General features: G+C 38.9%; 16 protein-coding genes. 6 read left to right on the forward strand and 10 right to left on the reverse strand.

Going from position 1 to position 16,404, the window contains the following annotated elements:
• Positions 1-3 precede the first annotated feature (3 nt).
• Positions 4-261 (reverse strand): hypothetical protein, encoded by a 258-nt coding sequence (locus FCU45_RS09760; protein WP_137014751.1) that lies wholly within the window; start codon positions 259-261, stop codon positions 4-6.
• 95 nt (positions 262-356) lie between these two features.
• Between FCU45_RS09760 and FCU45_RS09765 the strand changes: the two genes are divergently transcribed.
• Positions 357-1,112: a tRNA (5-methylaminomethyl-2-thiouridine)(34)-methyltransferase MnmD gene (locus tag FCU45_RS09765; protein ID WP_137014752.1), complete on the forward strand. Its 756-nt coding sequence runs from the start codon at positions 357-359 to the stop codon at positions 1,110-1,112.
• Positions 1,113-1,204: 92 nt separating this feature from the next.
• Here FCU45_RS09765 and FCU45_RS11855 read toward each other — a convergent pair whose 3' ends face one another.
• The 8 genes from FCU45_RS11855 to FCU45_RS09810 all read right to left on the reverse strand — a co-directional run bounded on the left by FCU45_RS11855 (position 1,205) and on the right by FCU45_RS09810 (position 10,008).
• Complete coding sequence (locus FCU45_RS11855) at positions 1,205-2,311, reverse strand: methyl-accepting chemotaxis protein (RefSeq protein WP_137014754.1); 1,107 nt, start codon at positions 2,309-2,311, stop codon at positions 1,205-1,207.
• Between the two features lie 15 nt (positions 2,312-2,326).
• Positions 2,327-2,707, reverse strand: coding sequence for a PAS domain-containing protein (locus FCU45_RS09775; protein ID WP_137014756.1), 381 nt, complete (start codon positions 2,705-2,707; stop codon positions 2,327-2,329).
• Positions 2,708-2,755: 48 nt separating this feature from the next.
• The gene (locus FCU45_RS09780; protein WP_137014758.1) at positions 2,756-3,127 is read right to left on the reverse strand and encodes a chemotaxis response regulator CheY; all 372 of its coding nucleotides are present in this window, start codon (positions 3,125-3,127) and stop codon (positions 2,756-2,758) included.
• Between the two features lie 11 nt (positions 3,128-3,138).
• Positions 3,139-4,260 carry a methyl-accepting chemotaxis protein gene (locus FCU45_RS11840; RefSeq protein WP_137014760.1) on the reverse strand — a complete coding sequence of 374 codons (1,122 nt, stop codon included), beginning with the start codon at positions 4,258-4,260 and terminating at the stop codon, positions 3,139-3,141.
• Positions 4,261-4,280: 20 nt separating this feature from the next.
• Positions 4,281-6,461: a response regulator gene (locus FCU45_RS09790; RefSeq protein WP_137014762.1), complete on the reverse strand. Its 2,181-nt coding sequence runs from the start codon at positions 6,459-6,461 to the stop codon at positions 4,281-4,283.
• 382 nt (positions 6,462-6,843) lie between these two features.
• Positions 6,844-8,619 (reverse strand): DNA helicase RecQ, encoded by a 1,776-nt coding sequence (recQ, locus tag FCU45_RS09800; RefSeq protein WP_137014764.1) that lies wholly within the window; start codon positions 8,617-8,619, stop codon positions 6,844-6,846.
• On the reverse strand, positions 8,619-9,230 hold the full coding sequence (gene ribE, locus FCU45_RS09805) for a riboflavin synthase (protein WP_137014766.1): 612 nt from the start codon (positions 9,228-9,230) through the stop codon (positions 8,619-8,621). Before ribE ends, recQ begins: the two co-directional genes overlap by 1 nt.
• A 91-nt stretch (positions 9,231-9,321) precedes the next feature.
• Positions 9,322-10,008, reverse strand: coding sequence for a tetratricopeptide repeat protein (locus tag FCU45_RS09810; protein WP_137014768.1), 687 nt, complete (start codon positions 10,006-10,008; stop codon positions 9,322-9,324).
• A gap of 84 nt (positions 10,009-10,092) precedes the next feature.
• On the opposite strand from FCU45_RS09810, the gene mnmG reads away from it, so the two are divergent.
• The 5 genes from mnmG (at position 10,093) to FCU45_RS09835 (ending at position 15,622) form a co-directional block, all read left to right on the forward strand.
• Positions 10,093-11,985: a tRNA uridine-5-carboxymethylaminomethyl(34) synthesis enzyme MnmG gene (gene mnmG / locus FCU45_RS09815; RefSeq protein ID WP_137014770.1), complete on the forward strand. Its 1,893-nt coding sequence runs from the start codon at positions 10,093-10,095 to the stop codon at positions 11,983-11,985.
• Positions 11,982-12,848 (forward strand): hypothetical protein, encoded by an 867-nt coding sequence (locus FCU45_RS09820; protein ID WP_137014772.1) that lies wholly within the window; start codon positions 11,982-11,984, stop codon positions 12,846-12,848. The genes mnmG and FCU45_RS09820 overlap by 4 nt, the downstream gene beginning before the upstream one ends.
• Positions 12,849-12,910: 62 nt before the next feature.
• A complete protein-coding gene (gene petA / locus FCU45_RS09825; RefSeq protein WP_170175856.1) occupies positions 12,911-13,435 on the forward strand; it encodes a ubiquinol-cytochrome c reductase iron-sulfur subunit in 525 nt (174 codons plus the stop codon).
• Positions 13,436-13,449: 14 nt separating this feature from the next.
• Positions 13,450-14,664, forward strand: a complete 1,215-nt coding sequence (locus FCU45_RS09830; RefSeq protein WP_137014774.1) for a cytochrome b — start codon at positions 13,450-13,452, stop codon at positions 14,662-14,664.
• Between the two features lie 10 nt (positions 14,665-14,674).
• Positions 14,675-15,622: a c-type cytochrome gene (locus tag FCU45_RS09835; protein ID WP_137014776.1), complete on the forward strand. Its 948-nt coding sequence runs from the start codon at positions 14,675-14,677 to the stop codon at positions 15,620-15,622.
• Between the two features lie 65 nt (positions 15,623-15,687).
• Here FCU45_RS09835 and FCU45_RS09840 read toward each other — a convergent pair whose 3' ends face one another.
• Positions 15,688-16,152: an RDD family protein gene (locus FCU45_RS09840; protein ID WP_137014778.1), complete on the reverse strand. Its 465-nt coding sequence runs from the start codon at positions 16,150-16,152 to the stop codon at positions 15,688-15,690.
• Positions 16,153-16,404: the final 252 nt, after the last annotated feature.

The following is a 16,404-nucleotide window of genomic DNA, read 5'->3' on the forward strand; positions in this document are numbered from 1 at the left end:
GTTTTACTGATATGCTTTATCCATATCAAAATCTATAGGTTCTGGAACGGTTATATTTCCAAGCGAAGATGAGTCAACCTCATGACTCTTTAAGTCATACTCATGACTTTGGTAAAACTTCTGTTCTTTAGCAAATTTTTTCTCTTGTTCTATCGCTTCTTGAAGTGCTTTTTGTACTTTGTTTTCCTCTTTTGCAACTTGTTTTTCCGCAGCTGTCAGTAAGGTTGAAAATAGCATAAATAGAATTAAAATATATTTCATGATACATTCCTTTTTTCATTTTTAGTTTAGCTATAATAACAAAAATAAGCTTGTACAAAAATAAATCAATATAATAATATTTATAAAAGGTAATTATGATTAGTTTTGATAATGAACTTCATACAATGGTAGAAAGTGCCGATGGAAGCTATACCGCTTACTCCAAAGAGTACGATGAACACTACCACTCCACAAAAGACGGCGCACTTTTTGAATCACTCGTCAAACATGTAGAGCCTGCCTTTAAAATAAAAGCGCATCAGAGTGAGATAACTATTTTAGATATCTGTTTTGGGCTGGGGTTTAACACTTTGGCGACTATCTATTATCATAAAAAAAATGCACTCAGTTCAAAGTTAAATATTTTCTCGCCGGAGCTTGATGCCTCTTTGGTAAAATCGCTGGGGAGTTTTGTTTATCCAAAAGAGTTTGACGAGTTTAAAGAAATTCTCTTTGCGTTGGTTGAAAATGGATTTTATAGTGATGACACTCTACATGTAGAGCTTTTTTTAGGTGATGCAAGAGAGTATATAAAAAGTTTTGCGCCGCAGATGTTTGATATTGTCTATCAAGATGCTTTTTCTCCATCCGTAAATTCTGCTTTGTGGACAAAAGAGTACTTTAGCGACATCAAAAATATTATAAAAGAGGACGGTCTTTTAACAACATACTCGATGGCACTTCCTGTAAGAATAGCACTCCATGAGAATGGATTTTTACTTTATTTAAACAGCGGAGAGGGCTTTAGAGATGCAACGGTGGCATCTTTGCAAGAGATAGAGGGATTTAAAAATGTGGATATGGCGCATAAGATAAAGTGCAATCCTCATGTAAAATCGCCCAGAGATTAAGCGTTTAAAACTTCTAAAAACGCCTCTCCAAACTGCTCAAATTTTTTCTGTGCGCAATCTCTCAAAAAGTTCCTCCTTGATTTTCTTCTCTTTTATGTTAATCTATCCATAGTATGCAGTAGCTCTTCCATCTTACCATCTACGGCTCCAACATACTCTGTTAAATTCATCATCTCGTCCATATTTTTATTAAGCTCTTCACTATTATCGTTGATAGCCTGAATGAGAATATTGATTGTAGCGGCAGTTTCAGCCAAACTCTTTTGAGTACGTTCAGCAAGTTTTCTAACTTCATCGGCAACCACGGCAAATCCACGTCCGTGTTCACCGGCTCGTGCTGCTTCGATTGCCGCATTGAGCGCCAAGAGGTTGGTTTGATCAGCGATATCACCGATAGTGACCAAAATTTGTTTAGTTTCTTGCGCGTTACCTGCCAAAGATTGAAGATTACATGATAGTAGATGTTCTTTATTAGCAACACTCTGAATACGCTCCACAGTGGAATTAATCATTCCGCTCAACTCCACAAACTGGTTGCTGCGAAGATTTTCAACCGTGTTTTTAAGCTGTTGAGTATTATTGTTCAATACTTCTTTTGCTTCGTTATTTTGATTTTCCATTGATTGCAATGCAACGCCCAAGTTATTAATTTTCTCAAGCATCTGAGCCATTTTACCTTCAACGTCTACTTTTGCACTGGTTGAGAATTTTCCTTCACTCAATGCTTCCAAAACGTTGATTGCCTGATCAAGATTTTTCTCTGTCGCATCAAGCATAGCATTCATTGTTTTTCGAAGGAGATGTACATGTGGAGTTTTAGTATCACTTGCAACACGGCACATATAATGACCTCGACGTACTTTATCGGCAAGCAATACCATTTCACCGGCTACTTTAGTGTCTTGTTCTAAAATTGATTCATAGGTTGTAGCAAGATGATTTAATTTTTCTTCAATACTGTTTGGTTCAACAGAAGTATTCTCTAATTGATTACGTTTAAATAGCAACAAATCTTCAAAATCATTTAACTGCTGTGTAACCACTTCGTTACTAGAGGATGTGATGCTCACCGCAATAGCTGCACCCATTAAAACTACAATCAACCCTGCGCTCATCCAAACAGAATTAATGATAACTGTCAGTCCCAATCCAAGAACACCCAATAACGACAAAATTATTACTTTTGTACTGTTTTTCATATTTTATTTCCTCTTTTATCGCATTGTTTTATAAAGTGCTTCAGCTTTTTGAATTTCAGCAGGTGAGGGCTTGCGTCGACATGACATGTATCCCCCTTCGCTGTCACCACAGGCAATATTGGGATAAACAGTCGCAAAAACCCAGTAAAAACCGCCATTTCTAGTTTTGTTTTTAACATATCCTTTCCAGACCTTTCCTGTTTTAATCGTGTCCCATAAATCTTTAAATGCCGCTTTTGGCATATCAGGATGGCGAACAATGCTATGAGGTTGTCCAATCAACTCTTCAAGAGTATATCCTGCAATCTTACAAAAATCCTCATTGGCAAAAAGTATTTTTCCCTTTGAATCTGTTTGCGATACCAAAAAATCGGTATCGCTTAATGTTTGTTCCATTTTTTTCTCCTCTAAACTAAATTTTAAGATTTATATACCAATACTAATTTATGCAATTCCAACAACAGCAGAAAGTTTTTCTTTAAGAACTTGCGGTGTAAATGGTTTTACGATGTAATTATTCACGCCAGCCTTTAGTGCTGTGATTACTTCGGCTTTTCCCCCCTCGGTTGTGACCATGATAATTGGAAGATTAATGAAACGTGAATCTGCACGCACTTTTTTAACCAGTTCCAATCCGTTCATCTCAGGCATATTCCAATCGGTAATCAGCATCTCGATATCAGGGTGTTGATCCATTATATTCCATCCTTGAAGTCCGTCTTCCCCTTCAAAAACATTTTCATATCCTAATCGTGAGAGTGTGTTTTTAATAATACGTCGCATAGTTGAACTATCATCTACAACCAATAACTTCAATATAAATCTTTTTACTTGCTTGTTCTTTTTGCTTGCTCTTCATTTAACATTGCGTTCAATATATCAATAACTTCACGGCTTGCATGTTCAGCATCTTTGAAATAGGTCATGACATTTTTAGACTCTTGCCCACATGTACCCGCCGTTACACAATTAACAGCCAAAAGAATATTGTCGTGTACCGCTTTATGCGGGGATTCAAGTTTTTTAAAGCTCGGAGTATTGCCGAATATTTCAGCCCCTTTTCCATCCTCTGCCCATTTTCCGAGACGGCAGTTATGATGGTTCACAAATTCATTTTCAACTTTTAGACTAAATACACTTTTGTATCCATTAGCTTTAAAGAGTAAATGATCTAGTTTAACAAGCACCATAAATACAGAATACAGAACATTGGTAGAGTCATCTCCTATCACTTGTGTACGATGACCTAAATCTATCAAGGCCATTCGGAATTGTTCTAATTTTTCAGTTGAAACAGACGAGATGGATTCCATTGTGCTTGAACGCTCATGAATTTCTACCGCATTTTGCTTTAGGCTCTGAACGCTTATCGCTACTTCAGCCGTTGCTTTTTGCGTCCTCTCAGCCAGTTTTCTTACTTCATCGGCAACAACGGCAAATCCGCGACCGTGTTCTCCCGCACGTGCCGCTTCAATCGCCGCATTCAGAGCAAGCAGATTAGTCTGATCGGAAATATCCCCGATAAGATCGATTATTTGTTCGATAGCTCCTACTCCGTCATTGAGTTGAGAGACTGAACCGTAGTTTTCAGTGATGTTAGTGACTAATGTTTGTTGAATTTGAAGAATCTTACCAATTTCATTATTAACTTCAACGGTGCTTTGAAGATTATTTTTATTAAGTTTTTCAATCTCTTCCAAATGATTCACATTTTCGGCAAGGTCTTTTTGTAGCAAGGACAAATCAACTTGACAAGCCCCCGTTAAATTTTCAGTTAGATGATGAATTAAATCAAACATCACAGCATTATTCTTTAATTTGGAAACCTCTTGTTTCAACTGCTGATTTTCATCGTTTAAACGGTAGTTGTCATCATTTAAACTTTTAATTTCATCTCTTAACTCTGCTTCAATTTTTAAAAATTGAACCTTATTATTACCAAAAAACATCTATTTTTTCCTTTTTAAGTTTAATCAATGTATAAATCGCGAATCTTTAAAAATTTGTTCAGATTGCCTAAAAACAAATCAACCAATCTAGGGTCAAAGTGTCGACCTTTTTCTTCATGGAACAGGTAGAGAATTTTTTCAAGCTCCCACGCTTTTTTATACACACGATTACTTCCCAAGGCATCAAATACATCTGCAATTGCAACAATTCTCCCATAAATGTGGATATCTTCACCTGATAATCCCATTGGATATCCAGTTCCGTCAAATTTTTCATGGTGTTCTTTTGCAATAATGGCAGCGGCTTTTAAAAGCGGCCTTTGTGAGCAATTTAATATGTCAGAACCAACAGCACTATGAGAGCGCATTACCATCCATTCATCTTCGTTTAATTTGCCAGGCTTTAGCAATACTGCATCAGGAATAGCTACTTTACCGATATCATGCATTGGAGAAGCAACAGCGACGATTTCAGCTTCTTTTTCATTCAATCCTGCCAATAATGCTAAAAGCTTTGAATACTCAGCCACGCGCCGAACATGGTTACCCGTTTCCTTGCTTCGACTTTCCCCAATCTCTCCCATTTTGTAGATAATTTCGCGCTGTGTATTTTCAATCTCTTCATGTAGACTAATCAAATCCGAGATATTACACATTAAGTGCAGATGCTCTATTACTTTTCCATTATTATCAACTATGGGATAAATCGTTGTATCAGTATGAAATATATTTCCTTCTTTACCTACATTGACAAAGGAAAATTTCACTATTTCTTTGTTTGCCAATTTTTTCTTGATTGCTTCACAATCACCCTCGAGGAGATGTTTTTTAGCACGCAATTCAGAACACTCCAATCCAATAACATCTTTTGGCGAGTACCCGCTAATGTCACAAAATGTTTTATTAACATAAGTAATAATATTTTCATTAGTTGTTCTCATCACTGCCATCGTATGATTCATTGCATCTTCATACTGATGGACACGCTTTTGCATGGTTTCAAAATTATCCGTCGATATTTTCAAATCTTTATTCATCCGCTCTTTTAATACTTCAAGAGCGGTAATATCATGGCGAATCCCGATGAATTCCACAATCTGTCCATCTATATCGATAATAGGATTAATAATTGTCTGCACCCAGTAAGCAGAACCGTCTTTTTTACGATTTTTAACCACACCTTCCCATATCTGACCATTCAAAATAGTGTTCCACATCTCTTTGAACGCTGATTTTGGCATATCTGGATGTCGTACCATATTGTGAGGCTTGCCGATGAGTTCTGCAAGCGAATAGCCTGAAATTTCACAAAATTTGTCATTAACAAAAGTGATGACTCCTCGCTTGTCGGTTTTTGAAACTATGGAACCGCGATCAACCGTATCTTTATACTCTTGAAGTAGTTGACGTTCGCACTCAATTTGTCTTGTTTTTCGTTTCGAATCAATCCAAAAATCGATTTTCATTAAGAGTTCTTCGGCTATAAAAGGTTTTAGAAAAAACTCACTTGCTCCTTGTTTGATTAAACGTCGGACTACATCAGCATCGTAGCTGCCAGTCATTACAATGACTGCGATATCCGCCGTATCTTTATTTTTTTTAAGGTATTTTAAAATCTCTTCACCATTTGCATCAGGGAGCTCAAGATCTAATAAAATCAAATCATGAGAACGTTTGGAAATCTCTTCATAGGCTTGTTTTGCATCTATTGCGGTAAAAACTTGATAATTTCTTGGTTGCAGTAAAGATGTGACTTGACGACGTACGACTGAAGAATCATCAATCAAGAGGATGTTAAAATGGACATTTTCAAATATTCCCTGAATGGTGCGGTCAATTTCATCGATAACATACCCAAATGGGTCCTTCTTTGAGAGATATCCTAATACTCCATATCGAAACCACTCGTTACGACGCTCTTTATCGGGGTCTGAAGTATAAACAACGATTTTAAGTTTTTGTTTGGCATTCAAATTTTCAAGAAGATCTTCACCTTCGCCATCGGGGAGATGCAAATCCAAAACTATTAAGTCATACGAATTTTTTTCAAGCTTCAGCAGCGCTTCTTCTAGGCTAAAAGCTCCCTCTGCTGTATGTCCGCTTGTAGTTAATCCTTTTTTTAATGCGTTATGGAACAGCGAAGAATCTTCAATGATTAAAATGTTTCCTGCTACTTTTAAATCAGGTTTAATGCATGACATTAATAACCATCCTAAAATTAAAATTTATGAATCATATTATATATACATATCAAACTTGTAATAACAAGTTGCATCAAAAATTGTATCCTAATAAACTTTACAACTTCTTATAACAAGTTGGATTAATGCAGGATATAGTTGATTTCTCGGATGATATTGTTGATAAAACATATATCGAAATTGGTAAAAATGTTAAAAGAATTCGCATGGAAAAAGGGTTCAGCCAACTTCAACTGGCTTAATCTATCGGTCACAAATCACTTTCTATCGTTTCACTAGCAGAGATATACCATAACAAACAACACTTCAATATTGAGCATTTAGTAAAAATCGCTTATGTACTGAACGTCAATATTTGTGATTTTTTTCCAAAGTATGAGAATTAAAACTTCAAAACCTCTAAAAACGCCTCTCCAAACTGCTCGAATTTTTTCTGTGCTATGCCGTTTACCTCGAGCATGCTCTCTTTGTCATGCGGTTTTGCTGCAGCAAGATTTTTAAGCACTTTGTCCGAGAAGATTATATAGGCAGGCACTTTGAGCTTTGCCGCAAGTTCGGCTCTTCTTGCGCGCAGTCTCTCAAAAAGTTCCTCATCAAAATCAAGCGTCTCTTCGCTCTTGATCTTCTTCTCTTTTATGTTTATCTCCAGACGCGAAGATTTTATAAAGAGCTCTTTTTTGCCCCGTAAAATATCTGCCGCTTCATTTGTAAGCTTTAAAGTACTAAATTCACCTAAAACTACGATCTTTAGTTCCAAGAGTCTCTCTAAAATAACAAACCACTCTTTTTTGCTCATATGCGTCCCGATGCCGTAAACCGAGAGTTTATCTGCAGCGTTTGCCAAAAGTTTCTGCTCTTTTGAGCCTCTTAATATGTCTATGATGTAGTTCTTTCCAAAATTTTGCTCTGTTTTATAGACGGCACTTAGAAGCATCTGCGCCTCTTTTGTGATATTTTGCCTCTTTTCATCACTGCTTAGGCAGTTGTCGCATCTGGATGTACATGCATCAAGCGTATCTTCAAAATACTCGGCAAGCTGTTTGTGAAAGCAGATCTCGCCAGTGGCGTATTTGTAAATGGTATCTATCTTTTGGTTTAGGTGCTCTTTGTATTCGCCGTTTTGAATATCATCTAAAAATCTTTTATGCTGAGCAATGTCTGCTGCATTAAAGAGCAGCAAAACCTCTGCATCTTCGCCGTCACGTCCTGCACGTCCTATCTCCTGATAGTAGTTTTCAAGCGATTTCGGAAGTGACATGTGAGCTACAAAACGGATGTCGCTCTTATCTATCCCCATCCCAAAAGCAATGGTTGCGACCATAATATTGACCTTGTCGTTGACAAATATTTTAAAGTTCTGCTCTCTTACATGCTGCGGCAATCCTGCATGGTAGGGCAGAGATTTGTAGCCGTTTTTGTTGAGAAAGATGCTTAGTTCTTCAGTTTTCTTTCGTGAACTTACATAGATGATCCCGCTCTCATTTTTATGACGATGCAAAAAAGCTTTGAGCTGTTCATGCCCGTTTGAGACTCTTCTCTGTGCAGAGATAAAGATGTTTTTGCGAAACACTTTACCTTTTAAAAGAAGCGGGTTTTCAAGCCGAAGCTCTCTTAATATATCACGGGTGACATGCTCTGTAGAGGTTGCGGTAAAGGCGCAGATCGCTGTATTTGGGAAGTTTGCTTTTAGATTTCCGAGTGCTCTGTAATCATCGCGAAACTCATGCCCCCACTGTGAGATACAGTGCGCTTCGTCTATGACAAAGAAGTTTATATTTAAGCCACGCAACATACCGATAGTTGTTTGGTTGTTGAGTCTCTCTGGGGAGAGGTATAAAAATTTTAGCTCCCCGCTGTAGGCTCTTTGGACGATCTCATCTACTTCATCACGGCTCTGTGCGGAGCTTATCATCTCGGCACTTATATTTTGCGCTCTAAGGGATGCTACTTGGTCCTGCATAAGAGCTATAAGAGGTGAGATAACGACAGTTACACCCTCTTTTAGCATGGTTGGAAGTTGATAAACAAGAGACTTTCCCCCACCAGTGGGGAGGATCATAAGCAGATCTTGAGCATTTAAGACGGCGTCTACTCCCTCTTCTTGAAACTCCCGAAAGCTGTTATGCCCGAAATAATCCTTTAGCGCGGCATATTTCATCAGTATCTAGCTGATATTGAGTCGATATCGTCCCATGTAAGAGTATTTTTTTTGTGAGTGATAATATGCTCTACATATCTTGCGAACATATCGGTCTCTATGTTTACGCGCGAACCTTTTTTATAGTTTTTAAAGAGCGTCTCTTTCATAGTGTGAGGTATTATTGTAAGCCTGAAACTATCTGAAAAGACTTCGTTGACTGTCAAGCTTACACCGTCGATAGTAATCGAGCCTTTTGGAATGATATAGGGGATGAATTTTTTCTCTACTTTTATAAAGACATCAAAAGAGTTGCCGCTGTTTTTTATCTCTTTTATCTCGCCTATCGCATCGACATGACCCTGAACGATATGTCCTTCAAATCTGTCTCCCATCATCATGGCAGGCTCTATATGGACTTCATTTTTGTAGTTCTCCATAGCCAAAAGCTTCTGGCTCTCGGGAGATAGCTCGACACTAAAGCCGTCATGTTCAACTTTTATGACAGTAAGGCAGGCACCGTTTACGGCGATAGAGTCGCCAATCTTGGCTTTATGTTTTGAGCGGATGCTAAGCGTACTTCCGCGTAAACTCTTGACATCTGCTATCTCGCGTATTAATCCTGTGAACAATTTATCTCCCTTTCTGCCATATAATGGCAAGCTTTAGTGCCTTAGCGGCTAGCGTAGTCAAACGGGACTTTGTTCCGTTTGGCGTTGTAAACTAGAAAACTATTTTACCCTCTTCTTGAAGACCTTTTATGATCTCTTTTGCTTTTTCATGCCCTTTGTATGCCGCTTTTCTGCAGTAGTCAAGTGCTGTGTCGTGATTTTGTTCGCATCCAAAACCTTGGTCGTAAAGCATTCCGAGGTTATATAGCCCCTCCGCCAGACCGCCGTCGGCAGCTTTTTTAAAACAGATAAAACTTCTCGTCTCGTTCATCTCGACACCGTGTCCCTCTTTATATAAAACACCCAGATTGTTAAAAGACTCTGTATGTCCCCGCTTTGCTCCCTCTTCGTACCAAAAAGCCGCTTCTGAGAAGTTTTGCAGGCATCCAAGTCCGCGCTCAAGCATAAGTGCAACCTCATACATCGCCTGGGGAACCTCTCTGATCGCCGCTTCCATATATAGCTCATGCGCTTTAAACTGGTTATGAGGGGCGCCGCCAAGACCGTTCATATATAAAAGGGCAAGATTGAAAAGAGCGTAAGGCTGTTTAAGCTCAGCCGCTTTTTCGTAAAGTTCCAGTGCTTTTGCATCATCTCTCTGGCAACCCTGAGCGTTTTGGTACATATAACCCAAAGAGGTCATAGCATCTGCATCGCCTTCATCTGAGAGTTGCGTATAGAGCTCAAGGGCAGTTTTGAAATCTTGAGAGTTATATGCGTCATGTGCTTTTTTTATCATCAGTTTAAACCATTATTTAGAATATTACGCAAATGATACTCAAAAATGATAAAATTCGGCTAAAGAAAATAATATGGAATATATATGAAATATGATGTAATAGTGGTCGGCGGTGGACATGCGGGAGTTGAAGCATCTCTCTCATGCGCAAGGATGGGAGCGAAGACTCTGCTTGTCTCGATGCTTGCCGAAAATGTTGGAGCTACTAGCTGTAATCCTGCAATAGGCGGTTTGGCAAAAGGGCATTTGGTACGCGAGATAGATGCGCTCGGCGGAGAGATGGGTCTTATCACAGATGAAGCCGGGATACAGTTTCGCATACTCAACCAGACAAAGGGCCCTGCCGTTCGCGGAAGCCGCGCGCAGATAGATATGGATAGATACCGTGTAATTGCAAGAAACAAGATACTGACTACACCTAATCTTGAACTGGTTCAAGAGATGGTAGAGTCTCTTATAGTGGAAGATGGCAAAGCTGTAGGCGTTAAAACAAATCTTTTAAATGAGTACAGAGCAGAAAAAGTCATTATTACAAGCGGGACTTTTTTGCGTGGCGTTATTCATGTCGGCGAGATAAAGCAGGAGGGCGGACGCTTCGGAGAGCAGAGCAGTGTAGGGCTTAGCGAGTCTCTAAGAGCTTGCGGTCTTGAGATGGGAAGGCTGAAGACGGGAACGTGTGCCAGAGTGGATGCTTCTTCAATCGACTTCTCTGTTATGGAGAAGCAAGACGGCGATGAGATCCCAAGTCCTTTTAGTTTCAGAACCAACCGTGACGAGTTTAGAAAGACAAAGAAGCAGATTCCGTGCTTCATCGCTTACACAAATGAGACCACTCACAATATCATAGAGAGCAACTTTTACCGCGCACCTCTTTTTACGGGTCAGATCGAGGGGACGGGTCCTAGATACTGCCCGAGCATAGAAGATAAGATCAACCGTTTTCGCGACAAAGATAGACACCATCTTTTTATAGAGCCTCAAACTATGGAAAATACGGAGTGCTATATAAACGGCATGAGCACGTCGCTTCCGCCTGACGTTCAACAGCAGATGATCCGCTCTGTAAAAGGGATGGAAAATGCTAGGATAGTGCGCTACGGTTATGCCATAGAGTATGATTTTGTAGACCCAAGAGAGCTTAAACACTCGCTTGAGACAAAAAAGATAAAAGGGCTCTATCTTGCAGGACAGATAAACGGAACAACGGGCTATGAAGAGGCAGCCGCTCAAGGGCTTATGGCTGGGATAAACGCAACTTTGAGCCTTCAAGGCAAAGAGCCTCTTGTTCTGCGCCGTGATGAGGCTTACATCGGTGTTCTAATAGATGATTTGGTTACAAAAGGCACGAAAGAGCCTTATAGAATGTTTACTTCACGCGCCGAGTACAGACTGCTTCTGCGTGAAGAGTCGGCTGATACAAGACTGAGCCGTTACGGGCACGCTTTTGGACTGATCGACGATGAGGTTTATGCAAAAGTTAAATCAAAAAATGAGCAGATACAAGAGGGCTTAAGGCTTTTAAACGAGACTATTTTTACGCCAAACAAAGAGTTTATAGAGTTCTTGGAGTCTATGGGCGAAGAGAAGATAAAAGACACTATTACCGCTCAACAGCTTGTCGCACGCAAGAGTTTTGATGTAGAGAAGATGTTGAAACTTGTACCAGAGCTTGCAAAATATGAACCGTATACACTCGAAGAGATCTTAGTAGAGGGCAAATACTCACGCTATGTCCAAAAGCAGAGCGAAGAGATACAGAAGATGAAAAAGTACCTCAAAGTTGAGATTCCGCCGAGTTTTGATTTTAGAAAAATCAGCGGTCTGAGCAAAGAGATAGTCGAGAAGTTAGAAACCTTTAATCCGCCTACACTTCAAGCAGCGATGAACATAAGCGGGATTACTCCCGCAGCTATAGAGATCTTGCATATCTTTATAAAGATCGAGCAAAAAAAGATCAATTTTAAGGCAGAGAAATGAAAATCTACTACTACGTACACACGGGACACCGCATAGGTCTTGACAGATTTAGAAGAGCATGCACCATCATCCGCTCTTTAGGAGATATAGATATTACGCTTCTATGCTCTGATTTTCGTATCGCAAACGAGGCTAGACACTTTGGCGTGGATAAAGCGGTTGGAATAGACGTGGTTAGAAATATTCCACAAATTGCCAATCATGGCGATAAGCTTATCTTTGACTCCGAAGAGGCAAACCCTATAATGCTAGAAGATATGAGAAAATACTTCTCCACCTTTATCCGAATAAGTGATAAAAAAGATGACGTAAAGGCTGATGGAGAGTTTTTGATCTCCCCATATCTTAGCGGAGAGGGCATCTGTAACGCAGTAGCCGTGGATGATAAATATTTTGAGAACGAAGAGAAGACAATTGAGCTCTCATACTTTTTCGGGGATGATGATTATGAGAAGGATCTGGAGAAAAACCTTGATTTAATTAAAGATTTAGAGCCTGACCTTCTGCTTGGTTTTTACTACTTTTTGGATTATGAGGATTTTTTAAAGGAAACCTTCAGAAACTATCATGAGTTTGAAGAGTATGATGAGGTAATAAAAAAGTCAAAGATTTTAATCACTGCATCTCCGCAGGCAGTTTTAGAGAGTCTTGCTTCCGGTGCAAAGCCCATATACCTGCAAAGAGAAGACTATACAACCGACTTTTTAGAACTTTTTGAGACTCTCGGTGTTCCTACTGTTAAAAATTATGAAAAAGAACAACTTATTGACATTATAAGCTCAATAAATAACAGTGACTATTCCAAAATGGAACAAAATGGCAAAAAAATAGCATGTTTTATAAAAGAAAACTTAACTTTATAATGGATTAAAACAAACTTAGTATATAATCAGGGTTCAAATTTTACAAGAAAGAGAGCTTAAAGATGCATAACAGTAGCCGTAGAGGTTTTATGGGCAAAGCATTTGGCGCCGTAGCAGGCGTTGGTGCGGTTGGTTCATTGGTTGCAATGAAGAAGTCTTGGGATCCGCTTCCAAGCGTTAAAGCTGCAGGCTTTACTACTCTTGATATGACAATATATCCAGAGGGTGAGTTAATAACAGAAAAGTGGAGAGGAAAGCCGATCTTTGTTTTGAAAAAAACAGCTGAAATGATCGCTAGTCAGACAGAGAGTCAAAAAGCAAGAAGTGTTACGGTCGGAGGCTCTGAGTTTATGATCGCTATCGGTTTATGCACGCACTTAGGCTGTATTCCAAGTTACAATCCCGCAGAGAAATCTTTCTTATGCGCTTGTCACGGTGGTATGTTTAACTGGGCAGGTGAAGTTACAAAAGTTCCGCCACCGCGTGCATTTGATATTCCTCCATTTAAAATTGAAGGTAACAATATGATTCTTGGCGAAGTAGGCCCTGAATACAAAGCTATGAAAGATAGCGGAATAACGCTTTAAGGGGGGGATGAATTATGGCACATTTTACAAAAGCAACAAGTGTTAAAGATTGGCTAAACCAGCGTTTAGCAATTGAAAAAGTTGAAAAAGTTATGGCATCCGAGTACTGGATCCCGAAAAATATTAACTTTTTATGGGCAATGGGTATGATCTTAGCAATTACCTTTGCATTACTATTAGTTTCAGGGATCTTCCTTTTAATGTACTATCAACCACACGTTGATTTTGCGTTTGACAGTGTAAACTACACTATCATGAGAGAGGTTGACTTTGGTTGGTTATGGAGACATGTTCACGGTGTGGCTGCATCGGTTGTTTTCTTGGTTATATATATCCATATGTTCACGGGTATCTACTACGGCTCTTATAAAAAGGGACGTGAGATGATCTGGATCTCAGGTATGCTTCTTTTCGTTACTTTTTCTGCTGAAGCGTTTTCTGGTTATATGCTTCCATGGGGTCAAATGAGCTACTGGGCAGGTATGGTTATTACAAATATTTTCAGCCTTGGTGACCTACACTTAGACGGTCTTGTTGAGTGGATTCGTGGGGATTATGTTCCTGCTCAAGCATTCTTAACTCGTTTCTTTATGCTTCACGTACTTCTTTTACCGTTGGCGATTATGGGACTTATAGGGCTTCACTTTGCTGCTCTTCGTATTCCTCACGTTAATAATCAAGATGGAGAAGAGATCGACTTTGAAGCTGAGAGTAAAAAATATTTAGACGGCGACAAAGCTGGTTCAAAAGTTATGCGTTTTGGTAACGATTTCTTGAGTAAAGATATGATGGTTGTAGGTGTGTTTTTAATATTCTTCTTCTATCTTGTATTTTACAACTACAGTTTTGCACTTGACCCTGTAAACTTTGACCCTGCAGATATGCTTAAAACTCCTGCACACATCTACCCTGAGTGGTACTTCTTGTGGTCTTATGAGATCTTGCGTCCGTTCTCTGTAAACATCGGTCTAATAGCATTCGGTTTTGCACAGGTTATCTTTGTTCTTCTTCCATGGTTAGACAGAAGTCCAAATGTTGCTCCTGCAAATCGTCGTGGAGCTTTTAGTATCTGGTTCTGGTTGTTGTTAATCGATATGATAGTTCTTACTGCAATGGGTAAACTCCCTCCAGAAGGTATATTTAGTACCATCGGTTTAGTGGCTGCGCTTGGATTTATAATACTATGGGTAGCGCTTCCATTTATTACAATGAATGAAAAAAAAGTATAAGGAGAATAGGATGAAAAATAAAGAACCTTTAATATTGGTTGTTGTTGTTGCTTTTACTCTCCTAACATACTGGTTAGTTGAGCCATTTGCTCACTCTCAAATGCATAAGCATGTTGAGAGCGAAGATTTTGCATATGCAGATCTTCCGGCAATTACTAAAACAGGAAATGCCGCAAACGGTAAAGAGCTTGCAATGGGTGCGGGTGGTTGTACAGGTTGTCACTCTATCACTAAAGAGGGTATACCGGCAGGAATGGACGCAGTTACCGCTGCTGGAGTATACGGTGTAAATCCACCTGATTTAAGTGATGCAGGTGTTGTGTATGACGCTAAATTTTTGGCAGATCTTATTAAGAACCCCGCACACGCACTTAAAGTTGAGCATAAGTTCGACGCTGCTAAAGGTCAGATGCATCCGATGGTAGCGTTTTACGGAGCTGGCGGAGATATAGATCAAGAAGTTGCTGATATGGTTGCATACCTGCAATCTATAGCTGTTAGCAAAGATGAGCTTACTCCTGCAATGGCATTTGAAAATGCATGTGGAAGATGTCACGCTATGAAGTATGAGAACTGGACACAGCTTGGAGAGAAGCCTGAGTTTAAATTTGAGAAAGAGTCTTTAGCTTACGATATTCAGGTGTTAGAGTACCAAGAGTCTCTTACAAAATATATGGGCAAACTTCCTCCGGATCTTTCAATGTATATCCGTTCTCGTGGCGAGCACTTCTTGAGCACATTTATTGAAAATCCTCAAGCGCACCTTGCAGGAACTGCAATGCCTAGAGTAGGTGTTACTGCTGATGCAGCAGAGAAAGTAATAGAGCATATGGCTGATGCGGGTGATACAAAGAGAGATGAAAGAGCATCTGTCGGTACGAACGTGATGTGGTATATTCTTATATTTGCGATCTTTGCATTCTTATGGAAAAGATCAGTTTGGAGAGAGTTACACTAACTCTCTTTGAAAAAACTCTTCCTTTAATTAGGAAGAGTTTACCTTCTCATTTAAATCTAAATTTTTTACTTCTTTTCAACTACTACGATTGTTTTACAAATAATATCATGAAGTGCTTTTTTGTCTCTTCTGTAAAATGGTAAAAAAAGTCCTAATAGTGTTGTAGCCGTAAAAAGAAAAGCGATAAATCTTGCAGCTGCTCTAAAGAATGATATATTTTTACCGCTTCTATCATCTACTACTCTCATCTCATAAGCTTTTTTTCCTGGTGTATGCCCAAACTTGCTTAGCAAAACTGCATATATAAGACCATAAAGAGTAACTCCTATTAATGGTCCAAACTGTGATGATTGAAAATCATCTTTGCCGCCGAGTACTATATATGTGATTATATAGAGTATGGGAACATATATCATAAAGAGATCTGTTATAAAAGCTTTTACTCTGTAGCTGTATGGAGCGTAAGTCAGCTTCTGCTGCTCTTTTTTATCTGTTGTGTTTATATTTTTTTTAAGTTTTCTAAATCTCATAGCGAAATTATAACAGATATAAAACTCTTTTAAACGTCCCTCATATATAAATTACCGCTTAAAAGTAAGAATTAATAACAAAATGTAAATAAATAGGAGAAAAAAGGGATGATTTAAACCAAATTTAAAATTTAGGGATGTAGAATATGTGACGTCCTAATACATTTCATAATATGAAGTGATACATAAGTGATTATTTTATCACTTATGTATCACTTCTTATATATGGGTGATTAAAGAGACAAAACAGGA

This window comes from Sulfurimonas crateris, from assembly GCF_005217605.1.
Taxonomy (GTDB): Bacteria; Campylobacterota; Campylobacteria; order Campylobacterales; family Sulfurimonadaceae; genus Sulfurimonas; species Sulfurimonas crateris.

What these genes read in the sequence shown, in the direction of transcription:
- FCU45_RS09835 (WP_137014776.1), top strand. Translation starts at nt 14,675, where the DNA reads ATGAAAAATAAAGAACCTTTAATATTGGTTGTTGTTGTTGCTTTTACT.
- FCU45_RS09820 (WP_137014772.1), top strand. Translation starts at nt 11,982, where the DNA reads ATGAAAATCTACTACTACGTACACACGGGACACCGCATAGGTCTTGAC.
- FCU45_RS09790 (WP_137014762.1), bottom strand. Translation starts at nt 6,461, where the DNA reads ATGTCATGCATTAAACCTGATTTAAAAGTAGCAGGAAACATTTTAATC.
- FCU45_RS09840 (WP_137014778.1), bottom strand. Translation starts at nt 16,152, where the DNA reads ATGAGATTTAGAAAACTTAAAAAAAATATAAACACAACAGATAAAAAA.
- recQ (WP_137014764.1), bottom strand. Translation starts at nt 8,619, where the DNA reads ATGAAATATGCCGCGCTAAAGGATTATTTCGGGCATAACAGCTTTCGG.
- FCU45_RS11840 (WP_137014760.1), bottom strand. Translation starts at nt 4,260, where the DNA reads ATGTTTTTTGGTAATAATAAGGTTCAATTTTTAAAAATTGAAGCAGAG.
- petA (WP_170175856.1), top strand. Translation starts at nt 12,911, where the DNA reads ATGCATAACAGTAGCCGTAGAGGTTTTATGGGCAAAGCATTTGGCGCC.
- FCU45_RS11855 (WP_137014754.1), bottom strand. Translation starts at nt 2,311, where the DNA reads ATGAAAAACAGTACAAAAGTAATAATTTTGTCGTTATTGGGTGTTCTT.
- FCU45_RS09760 (WP_137014751.1), bottom strand. Translation starts at nt 261, where the DNA reads ATGAAATATATTTTAATTCTATTTATGCTATTTTCAACCTTACTGACA.
- FCU45_RS09765 (WP_137014752.1), top strand. Translation starts at nt 357, where the DNA reads ATGATTAGTTTTGATAATGAACTTCATACAATGGTAGAAAGTGCCGAT.
- FCU45_RS09810 (WP_137014768.1), bottom strand. Translation starts at nt 10,008, where the DNA reads ATGATAAAAAAAGCACATGACGCATATAACTCTCAAGATTTCAAAACT.
- FCU45_RS09830 (WP_137014774.1), top strand. Translation starts at nt 13,450, where the DNA reads ATGGCACATTTTACAAAAGCAACAAGTGTTAAAGATTGGCTAAACCAG.
- FCU45_RS09775 (WP_137014756.1), bottom strand. Translation starts at nt 2,707, where the DNA reads ATGGAACAAACATTAAGCGATACCGATTTTTTGGTATCGCAAACAGAT.
- mnmG (WP_137014770.1), top strand. Translation starts at nt 10,093, where the DNA reads ATGAAATATGATGTAATAGTGGTCGGCGGTGGACATGCGGGAGTTGAA.